This window comes from Methylobacter sp., from assembly GCF_004322395.1.
GTDB lineage: Bacteria > Pseudomonadota > Gammaproteobacteria > Methylococcales > Methylomonadaceae > Methylobacter_A.
Map to the genome: position 1 here is coordinate 42,180 of NZ_SCTW01000001.1, position 21,907 is coordinate 64,086.

The 21,907-nt window shown below is 47.2% G+C and carries 10 protein-coding genes; 9 read left to right on the top strand and 1 reads right to left on the bottom strand.

The window, feature by feature from the left end; translation table 11 throughout:
- The first annotated feature begins 60 nt into the window (after positions 1–60).
- The 8 genes from EPO18_RS00170 to EPO18_RS00205 all read left to right on the top strand — a co-directional run bounded on the left by EPO18_RS00170 (position 61) and on the right by EPO18_RS00205 (position 20,384).
- Entirely contained in the window at positions 61–1,713 is a 1,653-nt protein-coding gene (locus EPO18_RS00170; protein ID WP_292428824.1) for a ShlB/FhaC/HecB family hemolysin secretion/activation protein, read from the top strand.
- A 181-nt stretch (positions 1,714–1,894) separates the two neighbouring features.
- Positions 1,895–12,016, top strand: coding sequence for a filamentous haemagglutinin family protein (locus tag EPO18_RS00175; protein ID WP_292428827.1), 10,122 nt, complete (start codon positions 1,895–1,897; stop codon positions 12,014–12,016).
- A 310-nt stretch (positions 12,017–12,326) separates the two neighbouring features.
- Positions 12,327–14,135 carry a DUF2341 domain-containing protein gene (locus tag EPO18_RS00180; RefSeq protein WP_292428830.1) on the top strand — a complete coding sequence of 603 codons (1,809 nt, stop codon included), beginning with the start codon at positions 12,327–12,329 and terminating at the stop codon, positions 14,133–14,135.
- Between the two features lie 71 nt (positions 14,136–14,206).
- Positions 14,207–14,611 carry an ExbD/TolR family protein gene (locus EPO18_RS00185; protein ID WP_292428834.1) on the top strand — a complete coding sequence of 135 codons (405 nt, stop codon included), beginning with the start codon at positions 14,207–14,209 and terminating at the stop codon, positions 14,609–14,611.
- 44 nt (positions 14,612–14,655) lie between these two features.
- Positions 14,656–15,279 carry a TonB family protein gene (locus tag EPO18_RS00190; RefSeq protein WP_292428837.1) on the top strand — a complete coding sequence of 208 codons (624 nt, stop codon included), beginning with the start codon at positions 14,656–14,658 and terminating at the stop codon, positions 15,277–15,279.
- Positions 15,280–15,303: 24 nt separating this feature from the next.
- Complete coding sequence (locus EPO18_RS00195; RefSeq protein ID WP_292428840.1) at positions 15,304–17,022, top strand: putative porin; 1,719 nt, start codon at positions 15,304–15,306, stop codon at positions 17,020–17,022.
- Positions 17,023–17,034: 12 nt separating this feature from the next.
- Entirely contained in the window at positions 17,035–17,709 is a 675-nt protein-coding gene (locus EPO18_RS00200) for a hypothetical protein (protein ID WP_292428843.1), read from the top strand.
- Positions 17,710–17,972: 263 nt separating this feature from the next.
- A complete protein-coding gene (locus EPO18_RS00205) occupies positions 17,973–20,384 on the top strand; it encodes a tetratricopeptide repeat protein (protein ID WP_292428846.1) in 2,412 nt (803 codons plus the stop codon).
- 181 nt (positions 20,385–20,565) lie between these two features.
- On the opposite strand, the gene EPO18_RS00210 is transcribed toward EPO18_RS00205, so the two are convergent.
- Complete coding sequence (locus EPO18_RS00210) at positions 20,566–20,790, bottom strand: hypothetical protein (RefSeq protein ID WP_292428849.1); 225 nt, start codon at positions 20,788–20,790, stop codon at positions 20,566–20,568.
- Positions 20,791–21,073: 283 nt separating this feature from the next.
- Here EPO18_RS00210 and mutM point away from each other — a divergent pair, with 283 nt between their 5' ends.
- Complete coding sequence (mutM, locus tag EPO18_RS00215) at positions 21,074–21,889, top strand: bifunctional DNA-formamidopyrimidine glycosylase/DNA-(apurinic or apyrimidinic site) lyase (protein ID WP_292428852.1); 816 nt, start codon at positions 21,074–21,076, stop codon at positions 21,887–21,889.
- Positions 21,890–21,907: the final 18 nt, after the last annotated feature.

Below are 21,907 nucleotides of genomic sequence, written 5' to 3' on the forward strand. Positions count from 1 at the left end.
ATACATGGTTTAGAGGTTTTCAAAGGGAAAGCCGGCAATTACACGGATAACACAGATTACATGCAGACGAATAAAATCAAGCCGGGCTGGCCTTTGTTGTGGCTGGCGGGCTGCGTTTTCACAGTGGCTTTCGACGCGCTTGCCGAGGAAACCGCTCAGGATGCGCAAGTAGGGGCGGAAACGGTGAATCAACAGCAAAATGCGCCCCAACAACCCGCTACTTTCGATCTGATGGAATTGCGGGTGAAAGGTAATAGCCTACTCGACAAAAAGCAATTGGAACGCACCATCTATCCATTTCTGGGACCGAAGAAAAGTATAGATAACGTCGAATCAGCACGCGCTGCGCTGGAAGAACTGTACCGGACGCAAGGTTATCAAACCGTATCGGTGGATATTCCCGAGCAAGACGTAAAAAACGGCATCGTTTATCTGCAGGTGGTGGAAGGCAAAATTTCGCGTTTGCGAGTTAAGGATTCGCGCTATTTTTCACTGGGGGCAATCAAAGCCGGTGTGCCGGAACTGGCAGAAGGCAAGACGCCCAATATGCCGGAAATGCAAAAACAGCTGGCAGCCTTGGGCGGAGAAAGTGCAGATCGGAAAATCGTGCCGATTTTGCGAGCAGGCGAAACGCCGGGAACATTAGAAGTCGATTTAAAAGTGAAGGACGAATTGCCGTTACACGGCAGGGTTGAACTCAATGGCCGAAATACGTCCAGCACATCGCGGCTGCGCTTGGTGTCGTCATTACGTTACGACAATCTCTGGCAGGCAATGCATAGCGCCTCGCTAATGTATCAAGTGTCGCCGGAGAATAATAAGGAAGTCGATGTTTGGGCAGGCACCTATGCGATGCCGCTGTTCAACAGCGATACCCGGTTGGCGTTTTATGCGGTCAGTTCGTCGTCGAGCGCGCAAATAGCCAGTGCCGGAGCCTTGTCAGTGATTGGTATCGGTAACATATACGGAGCCAGGTTGGTCAAACCTTTGCGACCGCGTGGAAATTATTTTCACAGCGCAACGCTGGGCGTCGATTATAAGGATTTTCAGGAAGATTTAAACCTGATCGGTGCTGACACCATCAAGACGCCGATCGCCTATACGCCGTTTTTGGCACAGTACAGCGGCAGTTTGCGGGGCATGGAATCGATGACGAGTTTCGATCTGGGGCTACATTTTTCAGTTCGCGGCTTAGGTAACGATCAGTTGCAGTTTGAAAACAAACGCTTTTTGGCCAGGGCCAATTATATGTATCTGACCGGCGACCTGAAGTTTCAGCACGATTTGCCGCTGGGCATGGAACTGGTCAGCCATTTTTCCGGACAAATGGCCGATTCACCCCTGATCAGTAATGAGCAGTTCTCGTTGGGCGGCGCACAGAGTGTACGGGGATATTTCGAAACCCAAGCGCTGGCCGATGACGGTGTGTTCGGTTCGTTGGAATTACATTCACCGCACTTGGGTTTGGATGATTGGGAGATGGTTAACAAATTAAAACTGCTGGCGTTTCTGGATGCCGGCAGAGGTTGGATCAAAGACGCGTTGCCGGGTAACGTCAAGGGCAACACGCTCAGCAGCGGCGGTTTCGGTTTGCATTTTCAGTTATGGAAGCAGCTTAGCGGTGCGTTTGATGTCGGTATTCCGTTTGCAACGCTGGCGCCGGTGCACAGCGGTGATCCGCGATTGCATTTTACTATTGCTACTGACTTTTAAAGCTGCGGAACGATTTCACTGGATTTCAAGTAAGAGCTTAGGATTCAGTAGAAGGTTTTTTATTGTGTTAATGCTAAACCCGTCATCAAACGGGGGGTGGAAAGCTGCCGGGTCTTGTCTTGCAAGACGGTCGGTTTGTCGCTGACTAAGTGTATTAATTATTTTTGGTAAAGGAACAATTATGTCTCACAAAAAACAGTTGGCTACGCATAAACCTGTAGAAGATGTTTTCAGATTAAAACCGCTGGTTGCATGTATGCGTCTGGTAATCACCAGTGGATTGTTCGCGAGCATAGTCGCGCCGGTTCATGCCGAATTACCGGTTCCAATGGCCGGTTGGGTTGGAGCCGGCAGTGCTACCAATCAGGTTATCGGTGACACCTTGCGAATCGATCAGCAGACGGATCGAGCGATTCTTAATTGGCAAAGCTTTAATGTTGGCCGCGAAAATACCGTGCAATTCGTTCAGCCCGGCGCTTCGTCGATTGCACTGAACCGTATCTATGATAAAGATCCCAGTCAAATCCTCGGGCAGATCGTCGCCAACGGTCAGGTGTATCTGTATAACCAAAACGGCTTTGTGTTCGGCAAGGATTCGGTCGTCAATGCCAATAGCCTGCTGGCTAGTACACTGAATATTACCGACGAGGTGTTCAATCGCGGTATTACTCGCGTGTTCGATGAAAATGGCAGTGCCGCACTGGTGATTGAGCCGATGAAACCCGGCGCCACTATGGACCCTAAAACCGCCAAGATTTTGATTGAAGCCGGCGCCAAAATCCATACCGACAAGGCAGGTCGAATAATTATTGCCGCACCTACCATAGAAAATAAAGGATCTTTGTCCAGCGACGAGCAGGGGCAGATTATCCTGGCGGCCAGCCAAGATAAGGTCTATTTGCAAGCGGCCAGCAAGGACAGTCCTTTCGCGGGTCTGGTGGTTGAAGTCGATACCGGCGGTAAGGTGACCAACGCCGGCGATATTCTGGCGCGGCAAGGCAATATTACAATGGCCGGATTTGCTGTAAATCAGGAAGGCCGGGTTAGCGCCACTACCTCGGTGAATGTGAACGGTTCCATTCGGTTGTTGGCTCAGGAGCAACATGGTTCGCTCGGTGGAAAATTGGTAGCCACCAAAACTACCCGCGCTGCCGATAACAACGACGGTTTGGGAACTAAAGCAAAATTGACATTCGGCTCAGGTAGCGTCACGCAAATCGTGGCTGATAATGACGGCGCTACCGCAATTGTCGAGCAAAATCAGCCGTCATCCTATTTAGAAGCCAAGGCCCACACCGTTGAACTGAAATCCAATTCGGCTATTGTCGTGCCCCACGGTAGGGTTGACATAACTGCAACCGATAATCTGGGTTCGCCAACTCAGGGAACTTCAGGTCGCATTTATATGGAAAAAGATGCGCTGATTGATGTGTCGGGTTACAAAGGTGTGATTGTGCCGATGGAGCGTAATGTCGGTGAGATTTCCGTGCAAAGTTATGAATTGCGCGATGCCCCATTGCAGAAAACCGGCGTACTGAAAGGTGAAACGATCAGGGTCGATCTTCGCAAGGACACCAAGATTGTAGATACTAGCGGCGCCTTAGCCCGGATAAAACAAGGTATCGACGAACGTTTAGGTGAAGGCGGTGAAATCAATTTGACCTCCAGTGGGGATGTCATTATCAATGACGGTGCAAAAATCGACATTTCCGGAGGCTCGGTTGATTATCAGGATGGCTACATCAGTACTACCAAATTATTAACGGATTATAATCGCATCGTTGATATCAGCGACGCCGATCCTAATGAACATTACATGGCAATATTCGGTGTAATTAAGGAAGTACACAGAAAATGGGGTATTGAAAGGGTTTGGGATATTCAGAATCAATTCGGTCTGGGCCAGTTTGAACAGGGCTACCGGCAAGGCAATGCGGCCGGATCGATAAATATTCATTCGCCGAATTTAATCTGGAACGGCGATTTAACTGCCGGCTCCGATGCAGGACGTTATCAGCGTTTGCCTGGCAAGCGTCCGGATGGCGGCCGGTTCTTGTTTGATTCGACCGTAGTTGCTGCTTCCTCTCTTCAGAATATTCGCTTTCAAACCGAAAAAGGATTGGTTCCGATCGGTCTTGAAGATTCGTTCCCTGTTGATGCAGATAACAAACCTGAAGCTACAGTGTTATCGACTCAACTGACTAATCAGTCGGGCGTCCAGCATTTGACAGTTAAAACCAGAGGTGAGGCCATAGTAGCTGGTGGGACAAATTTACAGATGGTGCCAGGTGGTGAGTTTTCTTTGCAGGCTGCCGATATTGACGTTCAAGGACAAATACATGCGGCGAGCGGTTCAATCAATTTGGCCATTGCCGAGAATTTATCGGGTGAAGTGAATTTGGGGGCTTCATCTACTTTAGATGTTTCCGGGCGCTGGGTGAATGATTTAATGCAAGACTCGACGGCAGCCCCTGTTGATCCACTGTATCTGGACGGCGGCTCAATCAAGGTTAGTTCTTTAGGCGATTTGTTTTTACAAGCAGGATCGAAGGTAATTGCGGATGGCGGGGCATGGCTAGCACAGAATAGCAAGCTTACCGCTGGTAAAGGAGGAGCAATTGAACTGGCTGCGGTGGGTAATGGTGTTGCTTCGACAATACATCTGGATGGAGAGGTTTCGGCAGCTTCCTTAAGCGAAGGAGGCAGCTTAACATTAAGTAGCGGTGAGATTGTTGTCGGCTCCGCACCCTCAAAAACGGCCGATCCTTTAATACTGGCAGTGAATAATGGTCATTTTGCTTTTGATCCTGAATCAAGTTTTGGCGAAATCAATTTGGTAGGAAACTTTGAGGGAGTAACAGTTGCTTCCGATACAAGCCTTGATTTAGAAACCAAAAATTTGTTGTTTAACGACAATTTCAGGGACAAGCCATCCGATAGTTCCATCCGTGAGTTCGCCGGTCTTGAATTATTACCGGAGCATTTGCGTCAACCTTTCCAATTAAGCCTAGACGGCAATACCGATGTCACCGTTGCAACCGGTAGTTCGATCACTACCGACAAACAGTCGACCGTTAATTTGGTTTCCCGGTTGGGAGGTGTTTATGTTGATGGCACTATCGCAACGCCCGGAGGCAAGATCAACTTGTCCATCATTCCTGCATCCAATTCTGAGTACGACCCGTCACAAAGCATACGCTTGGGTACGCATGCCCAGTTACTTGCTCAAGGCACAACAAGGCTAAAACCGTTGAATGCGCTGGGCCAACGTAGCGGTGACGTATTGGATGGCGGTCAGGTCGTGTTCGGTCTGAAAAGAGGTTATCTGATTGCTGAAAAAGATTCGTTGATCGATGTTTCCGGTACGCATACAGTTCTCGATTTACCGCAGACAGAAAATTCTGGTTTAGGCGTAGCTAATGTACCTGTTGACGTTGCTTCCAATGCGGGTAGTATCGCCATGACGGTCGCGGAAGGCGCAGTTTTGGATGGTAACATGCGCGGCATTGCCGGTTCCGATTCAGCACGGGCAGGCCGTTTTTCGCTGAAACTCGATAATACTGACCGTAAGCCGCCTGACGAACCCAAAGTCGCTTTTCCGAACAATCCGTTGCTGATCCGGGTCAGGGAAAATCAGCAGCAGCTATTTAACGCGGGTATTCAGTTTGGCGATAATATTCCTGGCGAATTTAACGGTCAGGCCGTGGTTGCTGCCGATGCGTTGGAAGCGGGCGGTTTTAGCGATATGCGTTTGTCGACTCCAGACGAGATTCGTTTTGAGGGTAATGTTGGCCTGACTGCCAAGGCTCGTTTGGATCTTGATTCCGGTAAAATCGGTTGGACTGGCTTGAATGGCGAGACTACGGGAGCGGTTAACCTGAATACGGCACTGCTGCGCATGGGGTCGTCACAACAGCGGGAAGTGAGCAGTTTGCCGGTAGCCGGTGCGGGGCAATTTAATGCTAATGCACAATGGATCGAGTTGTTTGGCGCTTCGCGCTGGGATAACTTCAGCCAGATTAACCTCGATAGCGCTCATGACTTACGTACTGTCGGCCTACGTTCCGGTTCGCAACGCGAATTTTTGGGCGCGATGGTGACTGCCGCCAACCTGAATCTTCATGCCAGCCAAATCTATCCAACCACGCTTAGCAAATTTACTTTTGCCGTCAAAAACAATCCTAATGGTCAAATCAATATTGCCGGCAGTAATACTGATAACTCTCCATTGTCGGCGGCTGGCGAGTTGACTTTCGAGGCCCCGGTTATTAATCAGTCCGGTGTGATTAAGGCGCCACTGGGCACTATTAATTTAAAAGCCGGCAGCAAACTGACGCTCGCAGAAAATAGTCTGACGTCGGTGTCTGCCGCTGGTCAGGTTATTCCTTTCGGTGTAACGCAAGGCGGTCTCGATTGGTTGTATCCGCTAGATATTGTCCGCAATCTGGTGTTTAACACTCCGCCCGAGAAAAAGCTGGTTCTGCAAGCGCCGGAAGTCATTTTGGCCAAGGGTAGCACAGTCGATCTCTCAGGCGGTGGTGATCTGTATGGATACGAATTTCAGCCCGGTTCCGGCGGTTCCTATGATTATCTGAAACCCGGCAGCGATTCTTACCAAGGCGGTTTTGCGGTAGTGCCTAATTTGGGCTCGGATTTGGCGCCGTTTGATCATTATCAATATGCCGATTGGGGTGTTGAGCCAGGCAGCAAAGTCTATTTAAGCGGCAGTGCAGATCTGCCTGCAGGTGAATATACAATATTACCCGCCCACTATGCCTTGTTGCCGGGTGCATTTTTGGTAACTCCGCAAGCTAAAACCCAGGATCAAAACCTTACTACCTATACTAAGCAAGGCTTGCCAGTGGTACCCGGCTTTCAAACCGTTGCCGGAACAGATACGCGCGATGCCCGTTGGAGTGGTTTCCGTATAGAAAGCGGTGCTGATATTCGTCTGCGCTCACAATATGAAGAACATCTGGCTAACGATTTCTATATTGCAAAAGCACTGAAGAACGAAACAGCCGTGCCGGTGTTGCCTATGGATAGCGGTCAGATTTCGATCATTGCCCAGAATAAGCTGGTTTTGGACAGCACTTTTATGGTTGATGCTATGTCGGGTGGCAGAGGTGCGAAAATGGATATCGCCGCCGATAAAATTCAGGTGGTTAACCAGTTGAGCGAAGCGCCTGATGCCGGTACATTGGAAATTCTCGCCGACGATTTGAGTGCATTGAAAATCGACAGCTTGATGCTGGGTGGTGCACGTAACCGTAATACGAACACCGGTGCAACCGATGTCAACGTTACTGCGAAGGAAGTGATTTTCTCTGCCAATAGCAAAGTACATGTCTCCGATATGATTGCGGCCGCTACCGATCTGCTCGAAGTGCAGAGCGGTGCCAGTTTGGCCGCAAGCGGTCAGGTCAATAGTGGCGACAGCATACTGAATCTTAACGGTGATGGTGCGTTGCTGCGGATTTCCGGCGATAAACAGGTGATTTTGAACAGAACCAATGCGCCTGGGGCTAAAGGCGAACTGCGTGTTGCTGCCGGATCGACACTGACTGCATCGGAGTCGATGCTGCTGGATGCAAGCAAGTCGACTACGTTGACGGGCGATATTCTAATGCACGGCGGTTCTTTAAACTTGAGCGCTAACGCCATTAATATGGGTGATGTAGCGGGCTTGGCCGGCAATGATTTAAATTTGACCAACCAAAAATTATTGAATCTGTCCGTTGACGAATTGGTTTTAAACAGTCGCGGTACGGTCGGTTTCTATGGCAATATCGGTCAGGTTGACGGCAGCAACAATCCAATTTTGGGTGATGACGGTTTGCAGGCGCCGATAAAATTCGACCGATTGGTCATTAATGGTTCCGGCTTTTCCGGCTTTGGTAGCAGTGGGCAAGCGGCAAGATTACAGGCTAATAATCTGTTGTTGGCAAACCCGCAGAACGCTGCCGCGACAACCACAGGTACCGGGCAAGGCCGTCTGGATTTATTGGCGACGAATTTTACTCAGGGTGCCGGAACTTTTGATATTAACGGCTTTAATGCTGTCAATGTAATCGTTAATAAAGGATTTAATGCCGACGGCAAAAGCATATTGAATGTTGCCTCGGATTTGACTTTGAACGTCGGTTATCTGACGACGACCGGCGGTTCCAATCTCAAACTGGATGCCGGCGGTCATACACTCCACGTTAATGGTAATGGTAGTGCAGTTAGCGAAGCTTCATCCGGCTTTGGCGGAGCAATGGAGTTTATTGCCGATTCTGTTGCCTTTGATGCCAACGCGTTACTGCCGTCCGGCAATCTGAATCTACATGCCCTGGTCGGCGATGTGGCTGTCGGTTCATCTGCCAATATTGACTTGGCCGGTCGTGCAGTCAAATTTGCCGACAAGATTGATTACACACCGGGCGGCACTTTTTCTGCCATTGCCGATAACGGTGCTGTTACGCTGGCTTCAGGATCTAAACTGGATTTAAGCACTGGCGGTGGTTTGGCGGCAGGCGGCAACCTGGTTCTGAAAGCCCCCAAACAGACGGTAACATTGGCCGGCCAGATCAAGGCCAGTGCCGGTAGCGCCGAATTCGATGTATCGACTTACAGTGCCTCGTCCGGTTTCAATAGTTTGATGGACGTTCTCAAAAATGCCGGCATATCCGATTCGATTTATTTCCGTAGCCGCGATGCCGACATCATTCAAGCGGCAAGTTCAGTAATTGACGCTAATAAAATAACATTGGTGTCCGATAACGGCGCTATCGAACTTTTCGGACAGCTTCGCGCCAACGGGGTAGAGCAGGGCGGCAAGATCAGCGTCTTTGCCGGCGATAGCATTATTCTGGAAAATGGTGCCGAATTGACCGCCAAAGGTACAAAAGGCGGCGAGGTATTGTTGTCCTCGGTTGATTCCGATAATGATAACCTTAGCGGTATCAACCTCAAGACCGGTTCGCTGATTGACGTCAGCGGTGCGACAGAGGAGAAAGGCGGTGAAGTCACACTACGCGCCTTGCGCGACGGTAACGGTATTAAGATTCAGCCGATTGCGGGCTTGGTGCAAGGCTATGCGAATAAGTCCCCGGTCTATGATGCCAATGATGTGTTGACAGAATACGGATACAGCAATTTTTATGCGGAAGGTGTCAGGAAATACGTCAATGCCGGTTTGGGTAATGATGGAGAAATCAATACTACCGATATCGCTACAATCAAGGCCGATACCGATGACTATATGACAGCGGCAAATATGCAAAGTGTTACTGATACGCTAGGTAACTATATACGCCTACGGGCCGGCGTAGAGATTAACTACGATGGCGATCTGAAATTAGCCGATAAATGGGATTTTGCCGACTGGCGTTATAACGAAGGTACCGGGTTAATCGACCTGCCGGGTAATTTGTCCGTTAGCGCTACCGGCAAAATCACGCTGAATGCTTCTATTTCTGATGGTTTCAAGGATGGGTTCATTTATTTTGATTCACTTCAAGTCAAAGATTTACTCCAGGCTGGTGACTCATGGTCCTATCAGGTGACTGCCGGTTCAGATTTGACATCGGCTGATCGTTTAGCTACTAGCACAGAAAATGACCTAGTAATCGGTGCAGATGTGAGTGTCAGAACCGGTAGCGGCGATATGCATTTGGTATCAGGAGGCAATATTATTTTTACCGATGAAACGTCAACTGTTTATAGTGCAGGTAAACCGACAGATACTGATCGTTACGGTACTTTGTACGCAGACACTGTCGGATTTGTACTCTATGCTGAATATCCTGTTCAGGGTGGTGATCTTGTCTTGAAGGCTGGAAAAGATATCCAAGGCGCGGAGACCAGCCAGTTTATAAGTCCGTGGTTATTGCGTCAGGGTAATTGGACAGATAACGCCAATCATAACGGAGAGACGCCGACAGCGTGGGGTGTAGCTCTGGGTTATACCACCGATTTGTATGGTAATGCCGCTGATTCCAGTTCACCGCTATTCAAGCAAAATATAGGCTCGTTCGGGGGAGGTAAAGTTGAAGTTATCGCTTCCGGTAATATTAAAGATCTGTCTGTGATGATGCCAACGACAGGCAAGCAAATCGGCCAGCCTGTATTTGATCCTAATGTCCCTCAACCACCCTCTTACGATTTTATAAACAATAAAGTTCAAGTTAACGGTGGAGGTGAAATGCGGATTTCAGCCGGCGGTGATATAGCGGGTGGTGCGTATTTTCTGGGGCAAGGGCAAGGTTCGCTTTCAGCCAACGGCGCTATCAAGGGAGGTAGTCAGTTCACGGCCGGGCCGCAACTGGTGATGGGCGATGCTCAGTTCGAGTTGCAGTCCAAGAAGGATTTAAGCCTGACTGGAGTATCCGATCCGATGATGCTGGAAAAGGGTTCAGGTAATACCAAGTTCTTTAGTTATAGCGATACCAGCGCAGTCAGTGTCAGATCTTTGTCCGGCGATGTGCATTTGGGGGCTAATGCTACCAAACTTGCCGAGATTCTCGGTTTCGGAAACAATCAAAAAACGCTGGCGGAAGTTTATCCGGCCAGCCTGCTGGCAACTGCTTTTGGCGGCAGTGTGATTCTGGATAAGGCGATGATCTCGAATAACGCTCTGTTCTTGTTTCCTTCGGCTAAAGGGGCGCTGAATGTGTTGGCTGAGCAAGATATTAGATCGAATGGTGAGGCGATTAGGCTAGGTATGTCCGATGCGGACAAGACGCTGTTTCCGACCGCGTTGTCGCCTCGTAATGAATCAGGCTTAGGCGACAGTGCGACTCGTATCAAACCCAACGGCCTGGCGAATCTGGTGCATGCCGCCACGCCGGTGCATGCCGGTGATAACGAGCCGGCAAGGCTGGTAACGCGTCAGGGCGATATTAAAAATATCCAGTTTAATCTGGCTAAACAGGCGCTAATTCATACCGGTCGCGATTTCGCCAATGTGCAATTGGATATTCAGCATCCGAATCAGAATGACGTTTCCATTCTTGATGTGGGTCGTGATTTGCGGTATGACAGCGACAGAGGCCCTGATGGTGATGTGCTTGACAATACGGGTGAAATCAAAGTGTCAGGCGCCGGCGAGGTATTGGTTAAAACCGGCAGGCATTTTGATTTGGGCGCGTCGGTCGGTTTATCGACGATTGGAAACCTGGTCAATACTGGTCTGGAGGATCGCGGAGCAAATATTACTGTAATTAGCGGTCTGAATGGGGGTAATCCGAACTATGCGGGATTTATCGGCAAGTATTTAGAAAATAGTTCGCTTTATGCAGCCGATTTCGCTAAGGCTTCCAATCTGATTACCGGTTTTATGCGCCAGCGTTCGGGTAATGCCGGGCTATCTGCCGATGAGGCATTAGCCGGATTTAAATCGTTGCAAGCCGAAGATTATCTGGCGATAGAGCCTCAACTTAATGCGCTGATTCTGCCGGTTTATATGAACGAAATTCGAGAGTCAGGCTCGGCTTCCGCTAGTGGCGCGGGTCTTGCCAATGAGCGTGGCTATGCCGCTATCGAATCCTTGTTCCCAGGTACGCAATGGAGCGGCGATTTGACTCTGTTCTTCAGTAAAATTCAGACCTTGGATGGCGGCGGAATTAATATGCTGGTGCCCGGCGGCAAAGTTAATGCCGGTTTGGCGGTGTCGATTACCGATAAAGGTCCAAAAAAAGATACGGATAAAGATAAAGATAAAGATGCCTCGGATCTGGGTATCGTTGCGCAGAAGGATGGGGCTATTAATGCGGTGGTTCGTGACGATTTCCTGGTTAACCAGTCGCGGGTATTTTCGTTGGATGGCGATGATATTACGCTCTGGTCGTCCACTGGCGATCTTGATGCCGGTCGCGGCGCCAAGTCTGCAATTGCCGCGCCGCCACCGAATGTCAGTTTCGACGAGAACGGTAATTTGGTAATTGAGTTTCCACCGATCGTTTCCGGTAGCGGTATCCGTACTGCAGCGAGCTCGGCTGGCGTTGTGCCTGGAGACGTCTTTCTGTTCGCGCCGAAAGGCGTAGTTGATGCCGGGGAAGCCGGTATCGGCGGCACTAACGTCACAATCTCTGCAACAGCAGTACTGGGAGCCAGCAATATTCAGGTTAGTGGCGTCAGTACTGGTGTGCCGGTCGCTTCTACAGGCAGTGTGGCTGCGGGTCTGACCGGTACGAGTAATGTTACTGCTAACGCCAGCCAGGTAGCACAGGCTACAACTGGAATGGATGACAATAATAGCAGCAGCAAGAATGTTGCATTGGGTATGTTGAGCGTCGAAGTTCTGGGGTTTGGAGAATAAGGCCTTAAGTACGATCTAATAATCTTTAATACTTTAAGAATCCGGTTTTAATCAAGACTAAAACCGGATTTTTATGCGCTTAAGGAATCGCTAACAAGCTGATTCCATTCATGGTTCGACAGGCTCACCACGAACGGAATCGACAGGCTCAGGACTAGTGGAATCAAACAGTTACCGCTCGTCCTGAGCTTGTCGAAGGACTTAATCATAGATTCCTTAAAGTTCTCGACGTAGCCTTATGTGCCGGCGTCACATTAATGTAATGAATCTTTGTAATAATTCCCTAATTGATACACAACTGAGAGAAAGAATGAAACGGTTTGGCTTTTTATTGATGATCCTTATGCTAATACCCTCATTGGCTTCAGCCTGGTGGAGCGATGATTGGGGATATAAGAAAAAAATTACTTTGGATATACAAAAGCTAAAACAGGATGGTGTTACCGTCCCTGCTTCCGGGTTTGCGTTAATTCGTTTACATACCGGAAATTTTACTTTTTTTGCCGATCTTGCCGACAAGGGCAAGGATATACGCATACTGGCTGCTGACGAAAAAACGCCTCTTAAGTTTTATATTGAAAAGCTGGACAGCATTAATGAGATGGCGTTGATCTGGGTGAAATTGCCTGCTGACATAGCCACTGCTGAAGATCCTGCAGTTTGGCTGTATTACGGTAATCCACAAGCAGTGGATGCGCAGGATGCGGGAGGTTCTTATGATGTTAACCAGATTTTGAGCTATCAGTTTGGCTCGGCCGGCGCAAAGGATTTGACGGCGTATGGCAATAACCCAAGCGAAGCTACTGCAACCACTGGAGAAGGCGGTCTGATTGCCGAAGCTGCGGTGTTTAATGGCAGCCAGATTATCCGTATTCCAGCAACGCCATCCTTGCAAATGTCATCGGCATCCGGCTGGACTGTTTCAACCTGGGTGAAAATAGACCAGGCGCAAAATAACAGCATTATTTTTCAAAGATCAGGTTCCGGAAGTAGGGTGAGCTTATCGATCCTGGGTGAAACGCCTTATGTAGAAGTTGAGGAGGGCTCTAAACAGGAAATTAAAGGGCCAATGCCGTTAGCATTAGGCGTTTGGCATCATCTGGCTTTGACTGTAAGTTCGGCCAATTTGACGCTGTACGTCGATGGTGTTTCCGTAGGGTCTTTGGGCGTGGCGACTCGGGATTTAACCGGTGAAATGACGATTGGAGCAGATGCTGCCGGCGCTCGCAGTTTAACGGGTTTGCTGGATCAATTATCCGTTTATAAAGTCGCGCTGGATGCCAATGCCATCAAGTTTGATGTCCAAATGCAAGGGGTATCAATGACGGCGTTGACTTACGGCGAAGACAGTACGCCGGACAGCGAGGAAGGCGGCGAGTCCTTAATTATGGGTTCGATAAAAAATGTGACCACAGACGGCTGGGTCATTATCGGTATCCTGGGCGTCATGTTTGTGGTCAGTTGGATGGTAATGATAGTTAAAGCCATCGTTCTTAATCGTGTGCATAGCGAGAACAAAAAATTTCAAGAAGCCTATAGTCAATTGACTACCCAAGAAATTGGCAATCTAAACAAGGAAGACGATGAAGATGACCAAGACTTTGATGAATCTCCGTTGTTGTTGTCATTTACTACTAAACATGGCGCTTTTAAGGGTTCTACCATTTATCGCATATACCATGTAGGTGTCGAAGAGATGAATCGGCGCTTGAAAAAAGTCGAAAACGCTTCAACAAGCGAACAACTTTTAACAGCCCAAGCCATGAATGCCGTTAAAGCAACAATGGACGCGACGTTAATCAGAGAATTGCAAAAACTTAATTCACAGATGGTTCTGTTAACTATCGCGATTAGTGGTGGGCCGTTCCTCGGACTGTTGGGTACTGTTATTGGGGTAATGATTACTTTTGCAGCGATTGCGGTCAGCGGCGAAGTGAATGTCAATGCGATCGCGCCGGGTATTGCGGGCGCGCTGACGGCAACAGTGGCTGGTCTGATGGTGGCGATTCCTTGCTTGTTTGGATACAACTATTTAGGTGGCCGCATCAAGGAAATCACTGCTGATATGCATGTGTTTGTTGATGAATTTGTCGCAAAACTGACCGAGCAGCATACCTAAGGGTATTTCAATTGAAGATGCTGGAGTACAGCGCTTATCTGGACATCATGTTCTGCTAGAGAAAATTAACTATGAAATTACAAGAAGAAAATGCGGCTTATGACGAAATCAACGTTACGCCGATGCTTGATTTGGCATACGTATTATTGATTGTGTTTATTTTAATGACCACGGCGGCAGTTCAGGGCGTACAGGTCAATTTACCTAAAGCCAGTAATACCCCTAGTTTGTCCAAACCCCAAACCAAGGCGATTACAGTGACTGCTGACGGCACCATTTTTCTTGATACGTTTCCTGTCACTATGGAACAGCTGGAATCCACTTTACAGCAATACAAAGCGGTTAATCCTGCCTTGCCGGTGGTCGTCAAGGGCGATGCCACAGTGCAGTATCAAAGTGTTATCAATATTCTTGCTTTGTTGGGCAAGCTGGAGATTACCCAGGTCGGATTAGTGACTCAAAATCTGGTTAAGTAGGTTCTGCCCGGCTCATGACTAATAAAAAGCATTTAAGAGTGTATGTGCCTAAAATCATAGGCGGGTTGATACTTCTTGTGGCTATCGGGTACGTGGTAAAGATCATTAGCCGTTTCATTGATGAGCCACCTAAACATGAGAAAAAAATCCAGCCCATTACGTTATTAGCGCCGCCTCCGCCCCCACCCCCACCGCCGCCGAAAGTTGAACCGCCGCCGCCCGAGCCGGAAATGGAAAAAATTGAAGAACCGCAGCCGGATCCAGAGCCTTTACCCGATGTACCGGATCAACAACCGGCCGGTGATACGGGACTGGATGCGGAAGGAACGGCGGGTTCGGATGCGTTTGGTTTGGTCGGCCATAAAGGCGGCAAAGGGCTTCTAGGTGGTGGGAACCCTAATGCCTGGTATGCCGGAACGATAAAAGCCAGCTTGGTCGATATTTTGTCAGAACATGACGAATTACGGAAAAAAGGCTATTCGGCTGTGGTCAAAATTTGGCTGAATCCTGACGGTACCGTCACGCGCTTTGAATTGGCGAAAGGCAGTAATGACCCGGACATCGACAAGTTATTGGAGAGGCTGTTAGGCAAATTCAAAAAAGCAAGCGAAGTGCCGCCGCCGGGTATGGAACAGCCCATTAAATTTAAAATTTCATCAAGACTTTAATCTTAAAATTTGTAGGAAACACCCATGGACAACAAGAAACCGCTACTGGCTTTGGCATTGATGTGCGTAGCCGGTGTGACTCAAGCGGGCGAAAAGGAGGAATTGCTAAAGTTACGCAATACCACTACCAATCTGATCAAACAGCTGGTCAAACAAGGGGTGATTACTGACAAAACGGCCGAGGAAATGATCAAGCAGGCCGAGGCGGATGCCGATAAGCAGGTAGCCGAAGCGAAGGCCACGGCGGGTAAGGAAGCAGTGCCTGCCGATGAGGTGCGAGTGGCTTATGTGCCGGACTTTGTAAAGGACGAGATTCGCCAACAGGTGCGTAGCGAGCTGCGTGAGGAAGTGGTTGGCGATGTGATGCAAAAAGCAAAAAATGAACAATGGGGCATGCCCAATGCGCTGCCGGAATGGACGCGGCGTTTCAAGTTGTCCGGGGATTTGCGGTTGCGGGATCAGGCGGAATATATGGCGAAAGATAATACCCAAGGCTATTACAAAAATTGGCAAGCAATTAATGACCGGGGTGGGGAAACTGCGGCAATAAATAATAACGAGGAGTTTCTAAATGTTAGTCATGACCGGAATCGGTTTAGAGAACGTTTGCGTTTGGGGATAGATGCACAGGTCGCCGATGGTCTGGTTGCTGGCATACGTTTGACGACCGGTAATATCAAAAATCCGACATCGACAAACCAGACTTTGGGCAACTTTGGCGATCGTTACGATTTTAGGGTTGACCGCGCCTTTCTTAAATACGATCTGGTGGACGATAGAAAATTTAGCTGGCTGACTCTGGCGGGTGGCCGGATTGTGAATCCCTTCTTTACCGGTGGCAGTGAACTGGTGTGGGATGAGGATCTATCGTTTGAAGGGGCGGCGGCTACGGTTCGCCACCGCTTTAGTAACTCCGGCAGTTTGGGCGATATAGGCGCCGCCGGGCCAACTGTGTTTGCAACCGCAGGTGCTTTCCCATTACAGGAAACTGCATTAAGCGCGCATGACAAATGGTTGTTCGGCGGCCAGGCCGGATTGGATTGGGGGTTTGATAATCAGGATAACTTAACAATCGGTGCCGGCTACTTTGATTATCGAAATATCCGAGCCAAGCCTAATACCAACGCCGCTCAAAATAATATATGTAATTTCAATACGCCGGACAATACCTTTTCCAAACCAGATTTTATGCAGTTAGGTAATAGTTTGGCCACTATTTGTGCAGACAATACCAATCCCCTACTGATTGGCCAAAATGTTGGTTTAGTCGGGTTGGCACCGGATTACAACATTCTCAATATCAATGCGGCATACGACTTAGCTTTTTTTGCACCGCACCATCTTAAACTTAGCGCGGATTACGCAAAAAATGTCGGTTTTAATTTGCAAGAAATTCAGAACCGCTTTGGTAGAAATTTTGCCTCACAGGGCGGGGATGAGACTAAACCTCAGACTAGCGCTTGGCAGGTCAGAGCCGATCTCGGCTGGCCGAAGGTCGATGTATCAGGTAACTGGAGTGTATTTACCTTGTATAAGCATCTTGAGCGTGATGCGGTGCTGGATGCTTTTACCGATTCTGATTTCCATCTCGGCGGCACCAATGTCAAGGGTTGGGTCATAGGCGGTAATTACGGCTTAGTGAAAAATGTCTGGTTAACTGGCCGCTGGCTGAGTGGCGATGTGATTACCGGGCCGCGTTACGGTGTCGACATATTGCAACTTGATGTTAATACACATTTCTAACTGGATGTCGGTATGAACAGAATTATCAATGTGTCGGTGGTATCCATTCTATTTGCAGGCAGCTTGTTGTCGACAGCATTGCAGGCAGCACCCCGCGCAGCTGACGGTAACAATAAAGTCGTTAGTAAACTGCAATCCATGGTTAAAGATATTACCGTTGAACGAGATCAGCTTAAAACAGAAAAAGACAAACTCGCCTCAGAGATTGAGCAATTAAAACAGGAGAAATCAGCAGCTGTTTCGGCCGAAGACCGTCTAAGCAGTGAGCTTGATGCTCAAAAAAACAGTAATGTCGAAGTTCGCAACACACTTGAACAGACCCATGCAAAATTGCTGGAAGTGATTGAAAAATATAATGCCTTGAATCAGGCTAAAAATGAGCTGAGTGCAACTCATGTTAATCTGCAAAATACCCAGAAACAGACAGAAACCAATCTGCAAAGTTGCGAAGGCAAAAACATAAAAATGTTTGAGGCGGCTAAGGAAGTACTGAACAGTTATGAGAATAAAGGCGTGTTGGACGCGCTGTTAAAGTCTGAGCCGGTATTGCAATTCAAGAGTGTGGAAATGGAATCTATCATTCAAGAATATGAAGACAGGCTGGTCAAGCAAAAATACCAGCACAAGGATATAGCAACGTCAAATAATGCAACATCGCTAACAGAACAAGCCCAAGAGGCTCATTAGTCTTTGTCTTGAGTTTATAAAGTTAAAGCATCGGTATCTACTAAAGTTATATCGCCGCCATTCCTGCAAGGATGAGGAAAACCAAGTCAAGGACGGTTTCATGTGACTAAAAACGGTCAGCGAGATTTGGTATTGCCATCCCGTCTTCTGGATATCGGAATTCCCTGCTGAGATGACGAGCGGTGTATTTAAACGGCCTCTCAAGTAAAAATCACATGCTTCATTTTTAAATGATCAACGCTAATTTAAACAGGATCTTAATTATGTTACAAACAGCACCCGGTATGAAAAAGTTGTTAATTGTGGCTCTAGCCAGTGTACTAACAGCTTGCGGCGGTTCTGACGGAAGAAAAGCCAAGTATATGGATGAAGGAAAACAGTTATTTGCAGCTGGCGATTATCAAAAAGCCCAGCTTTCATTCAAGAACGTATTGCAAATTGATCCCAAAGACATTGAAGCACGTTATCAAATGGCCGAAGCTTCAAGCAAGTTGGGTGAGTTACAGAATGCAGTGAGTCAATACCTAGCAGTCATCAATGAAGATCCTAAGCATCTGATGTCCAGATTAAGAATGGGACAAATTTATCTGTTGGTAAATAAAGCCGATGAAGCGGAAAAAATGGCCAAGGAAGTTCAGGCCATTGATCCGGAAAACATCGAAGGCATGGTGTTGATGGCTGGTGTTTTTGCTTTTAAAAACAATACGGATAGTGCTATCACCCAGATTGAAGCAGCGCTCAAAAAGCAGCCGGATGATGCACAGGCTAATTTGCTATTAGCCTCTCTGAACGCCCGAACCGGAAAAATTGATCAGGCCATCGCCATTTTGCAAAAAAATAGCGAAAAGAACCCGGTCAATCCAGCGCCGTTGCTAATGTTAGCCAAGTTGTATACGGAAACAAAAGCCATAGACAAAGCGCAGCAAACCCTTGAGGCCATCATTAAAGTTCAACCAAAACAACTGGAGTATCGTAAACGCCTAGCTGTGTTTTTATTGGCTAACAATCAACTGGACAATGCGGAAGTGATATTGCGTGAGGCCGTTAAGGAACTACCTGAAGATGTCAATGCCAAGTCAATGTTGATTGAGTTTTTGGTTGCTAAGAGAACACCGGAAATAGCTATAACCGAGCTTCTTCCGATGATTGAACAAAATCCGGATAAGTATGATTTACGGTTTATATTGGCCGATTTAGAACTGGCACAAAAGCATACCGTTGAAGCAGAGCAGACACTAAAAGAGGTTGTCGATCTTGATAAACAGGGACCACAATCGATCAAGGCTCGTAACAAGCTCGCCAGGTTGTACGTTGTAACTAAACGCGTTGACGAAGCCAAGGCACTGGTTAAACAAATTATTGAAGAAAATCCGCGCGATGTTGATGCGCTGTCACTACGCGGCGAGTTCTCATTGGCAGAACGTAAAATACCCGAAGCCATTGGCGATTTTCGCGCCGTTCTGGTTGATCAGCCTCAAAATGTTAAAGTGCTCAAATTGTTGAGCGCAACGCATTTGATGAATAATGATTCGGTGCTGGCACGTGAAAACATGGAGAAAGTCGTTGAAATTGCACCTAACGATGAGGCAGCCAGACTCGATCTGGCCAATCTGTTGCAACAATCGGGCGATACCGTTCGAGCGGCACAACAGATTAATGCGGTATTAAAAGCAAATCCAAACAGCAAGTTGGGTCTTGAGACGGCTTTTAAGGTTTTCTTGACACAAAAAATGTGGGATAAGGCGCAAGATACTGCAAAACGTATACAAGAAGCCTTTGCTGATGAAGGAATGGGGTATTTTCTATCGGGGCTGGCATTTCAAGCTGAAGGAAAAGTTGACAAAAGTGTGTCTGCGTTTGAAAACTCGCTTTCGAAGCAACCTGAAGCTATAGAGCCACTAACTCAGCTGATTAAAAGCTATCTGGCGCTTAAACAGTCTGACAAGGCCTTGGGTAAGTTGAATGAAATCATTAAACAACAACCTAAAAATTTTGTAGCTTACAATTTACTTGGCAGTGTTTATTTAAACGATAAAAAGTTTAGTGACGCGATAAGCGCATTTAAAAATGCGGTATCTATCAAACCAGAATGGCCAAGCTCCTATCGCAATATGGCGTTGGCTTATGTTGCCCAATCCAATAAAGCTGAAGCAATAAAAGCTTATCAGGAAGGCATCGTCAACACGAAAGGTTCGATGGAACTGGTGAATGATTTGGCCATAATTTATCATAGAGGCGGAGAACACGATAAGGCCGTAGCTGTGTATGAAGATGCCTATAAACAGCAACCCGAGTCAATGGAAGCGCTTAATAATCTGGCCAGTTATTTGTCTGATTATGTTAGCGACAGTGCGGGGCTTGAACGAGCCGCTAAACTGGCTGAACCGCTAACTAAAATTAATAACCCTAATATGCTCGATACTGCCGGCTGGATTGCCTATAAGCAGGGTAGCTATGTTAAAGCGCAGGAATTATTGTCGAAGGTAATTGCGTTGGATCCGGGATCTGGAATCAGCAATTATCATTTGGGTATGATTTATTACAAGCAAAATGATACAGCTAAAGCTCGCGAGTACCTGCAAAAAGCTATCGATAAAAAAGTCGATTTTATTGGTATAGATACGGCAAAAGAAACTTTAAAGTCGATTGACAGCGCCGGTTCGGCTAAAGGCTAAGAGCTTATCCGTAAATAATATTAAATCGATTTTGGCGTCGATTTTATGAAAACAATCACTGTAATTCATGGATTATGTTGACATTTCAATAATAGACATCAAAAAAACAATCGCTTACAAATATTTGGTAAGGCTGTAAGTTATTGTAATAGGAAATCTTTTTATTAAATGTCAACAGAACCTAATAGTCGTAGCTTGCATCGTTAGAACCGGTGTTAAAAGTATACTGATCTTCAATATCGGAGATTTGCGATTTTCTCCGTTTTAAAAAAATTCTACTGCCTTCGGTTGATTCCAGAATCATTTCGACGCAACCGCCCAAGATAAAATTGTACGAGAGTATTTTGAAATCATTGGGCATGCCCTGAACTTTCACATGATTACCTACCACCCAAACACTGCTCATACTGTTTTCTTCTTTTAGTAAAATGAATATTGCAAAAATAAATCAAACACAAATTTATTATAAGCTATTTTTAATCATTGAAAAAGTGAAGCTTTAATACTTTTATTTAAAAAATAAATAGTTAAATTATTTTGTTAAATTATTTTATAAGCAATAGGTAGTAACGGATACATTTTTAAAACATCCTTCAACAAGTCATGAAGCCCCTCAAAATTCACAATCACATCCATGTTAAACTCTACGCCACAAAACCGAACATATGCCTTGATTAAGAACCTAGCTCATGCCTGAATTACCCGAAGTTGAAACCACTTGCCGAGGCATTGCGCCGCATATCGAAGGGCAAATCGTCAAACAGGTTATCGTCCGCCAGCCAAAGCTGCGTTGGCCTGTACCTGAAGCGCTCAATCAAACTTTAACAGGACTCAGGATTCAATCAGTCTCCAGAAGAGCAAAATATCTGCTATTTTTCACTACTGCTGGTACGGTGATTTTGCATTTAGGCATGTCAGGCAGTTTACGAATTATGTCTTCGGATCAGGCAGCCGGTAAACACGATCATATAGACTTTATTTTTAATGAAGGAACGCTGCTGCGCTTTAATGATCCGCGCAGGTTTGGCGCGGTATTATGGACGGGGGAGCCTATTGCGGAACATCCCTTGCTCAAAGATTTAGGTCCTGAACCGCTGTTACCCGATTTTAACAGCGAACTGCTTTACTCGTTGTCCAGAAACCGCAAAATAGCGGTAAAGTCATTCATTATGGACAGCCATATTGTGGTGGGAGTTGGAAATATTTATGCCAATGAAGCCTTGTTTATGGCCGGCATACATCCAGCGCGCCAAGCTGGCAAAGTTTCTTTGATTCGTTATCAGAAACTTGCTGAGTGTATTCGCGTGGTTTTAAGACAAGCCATTCAACAAGGCGGTACAACGCTGAGAGATTTTGTCAATGAGGCCGGAAAACCCGGCTATTTTCAACAGCAACTTAGAGTTTATGGTCGCTCCGGATTATCGTGTGTCAGTTGTAATCAGCCGTTAACGGAAATTCGGATAGCTAATCGATCCACTGTGTTTTGTAGCAACTGCCAGAGATAATCAAGCAATGTTGGACAT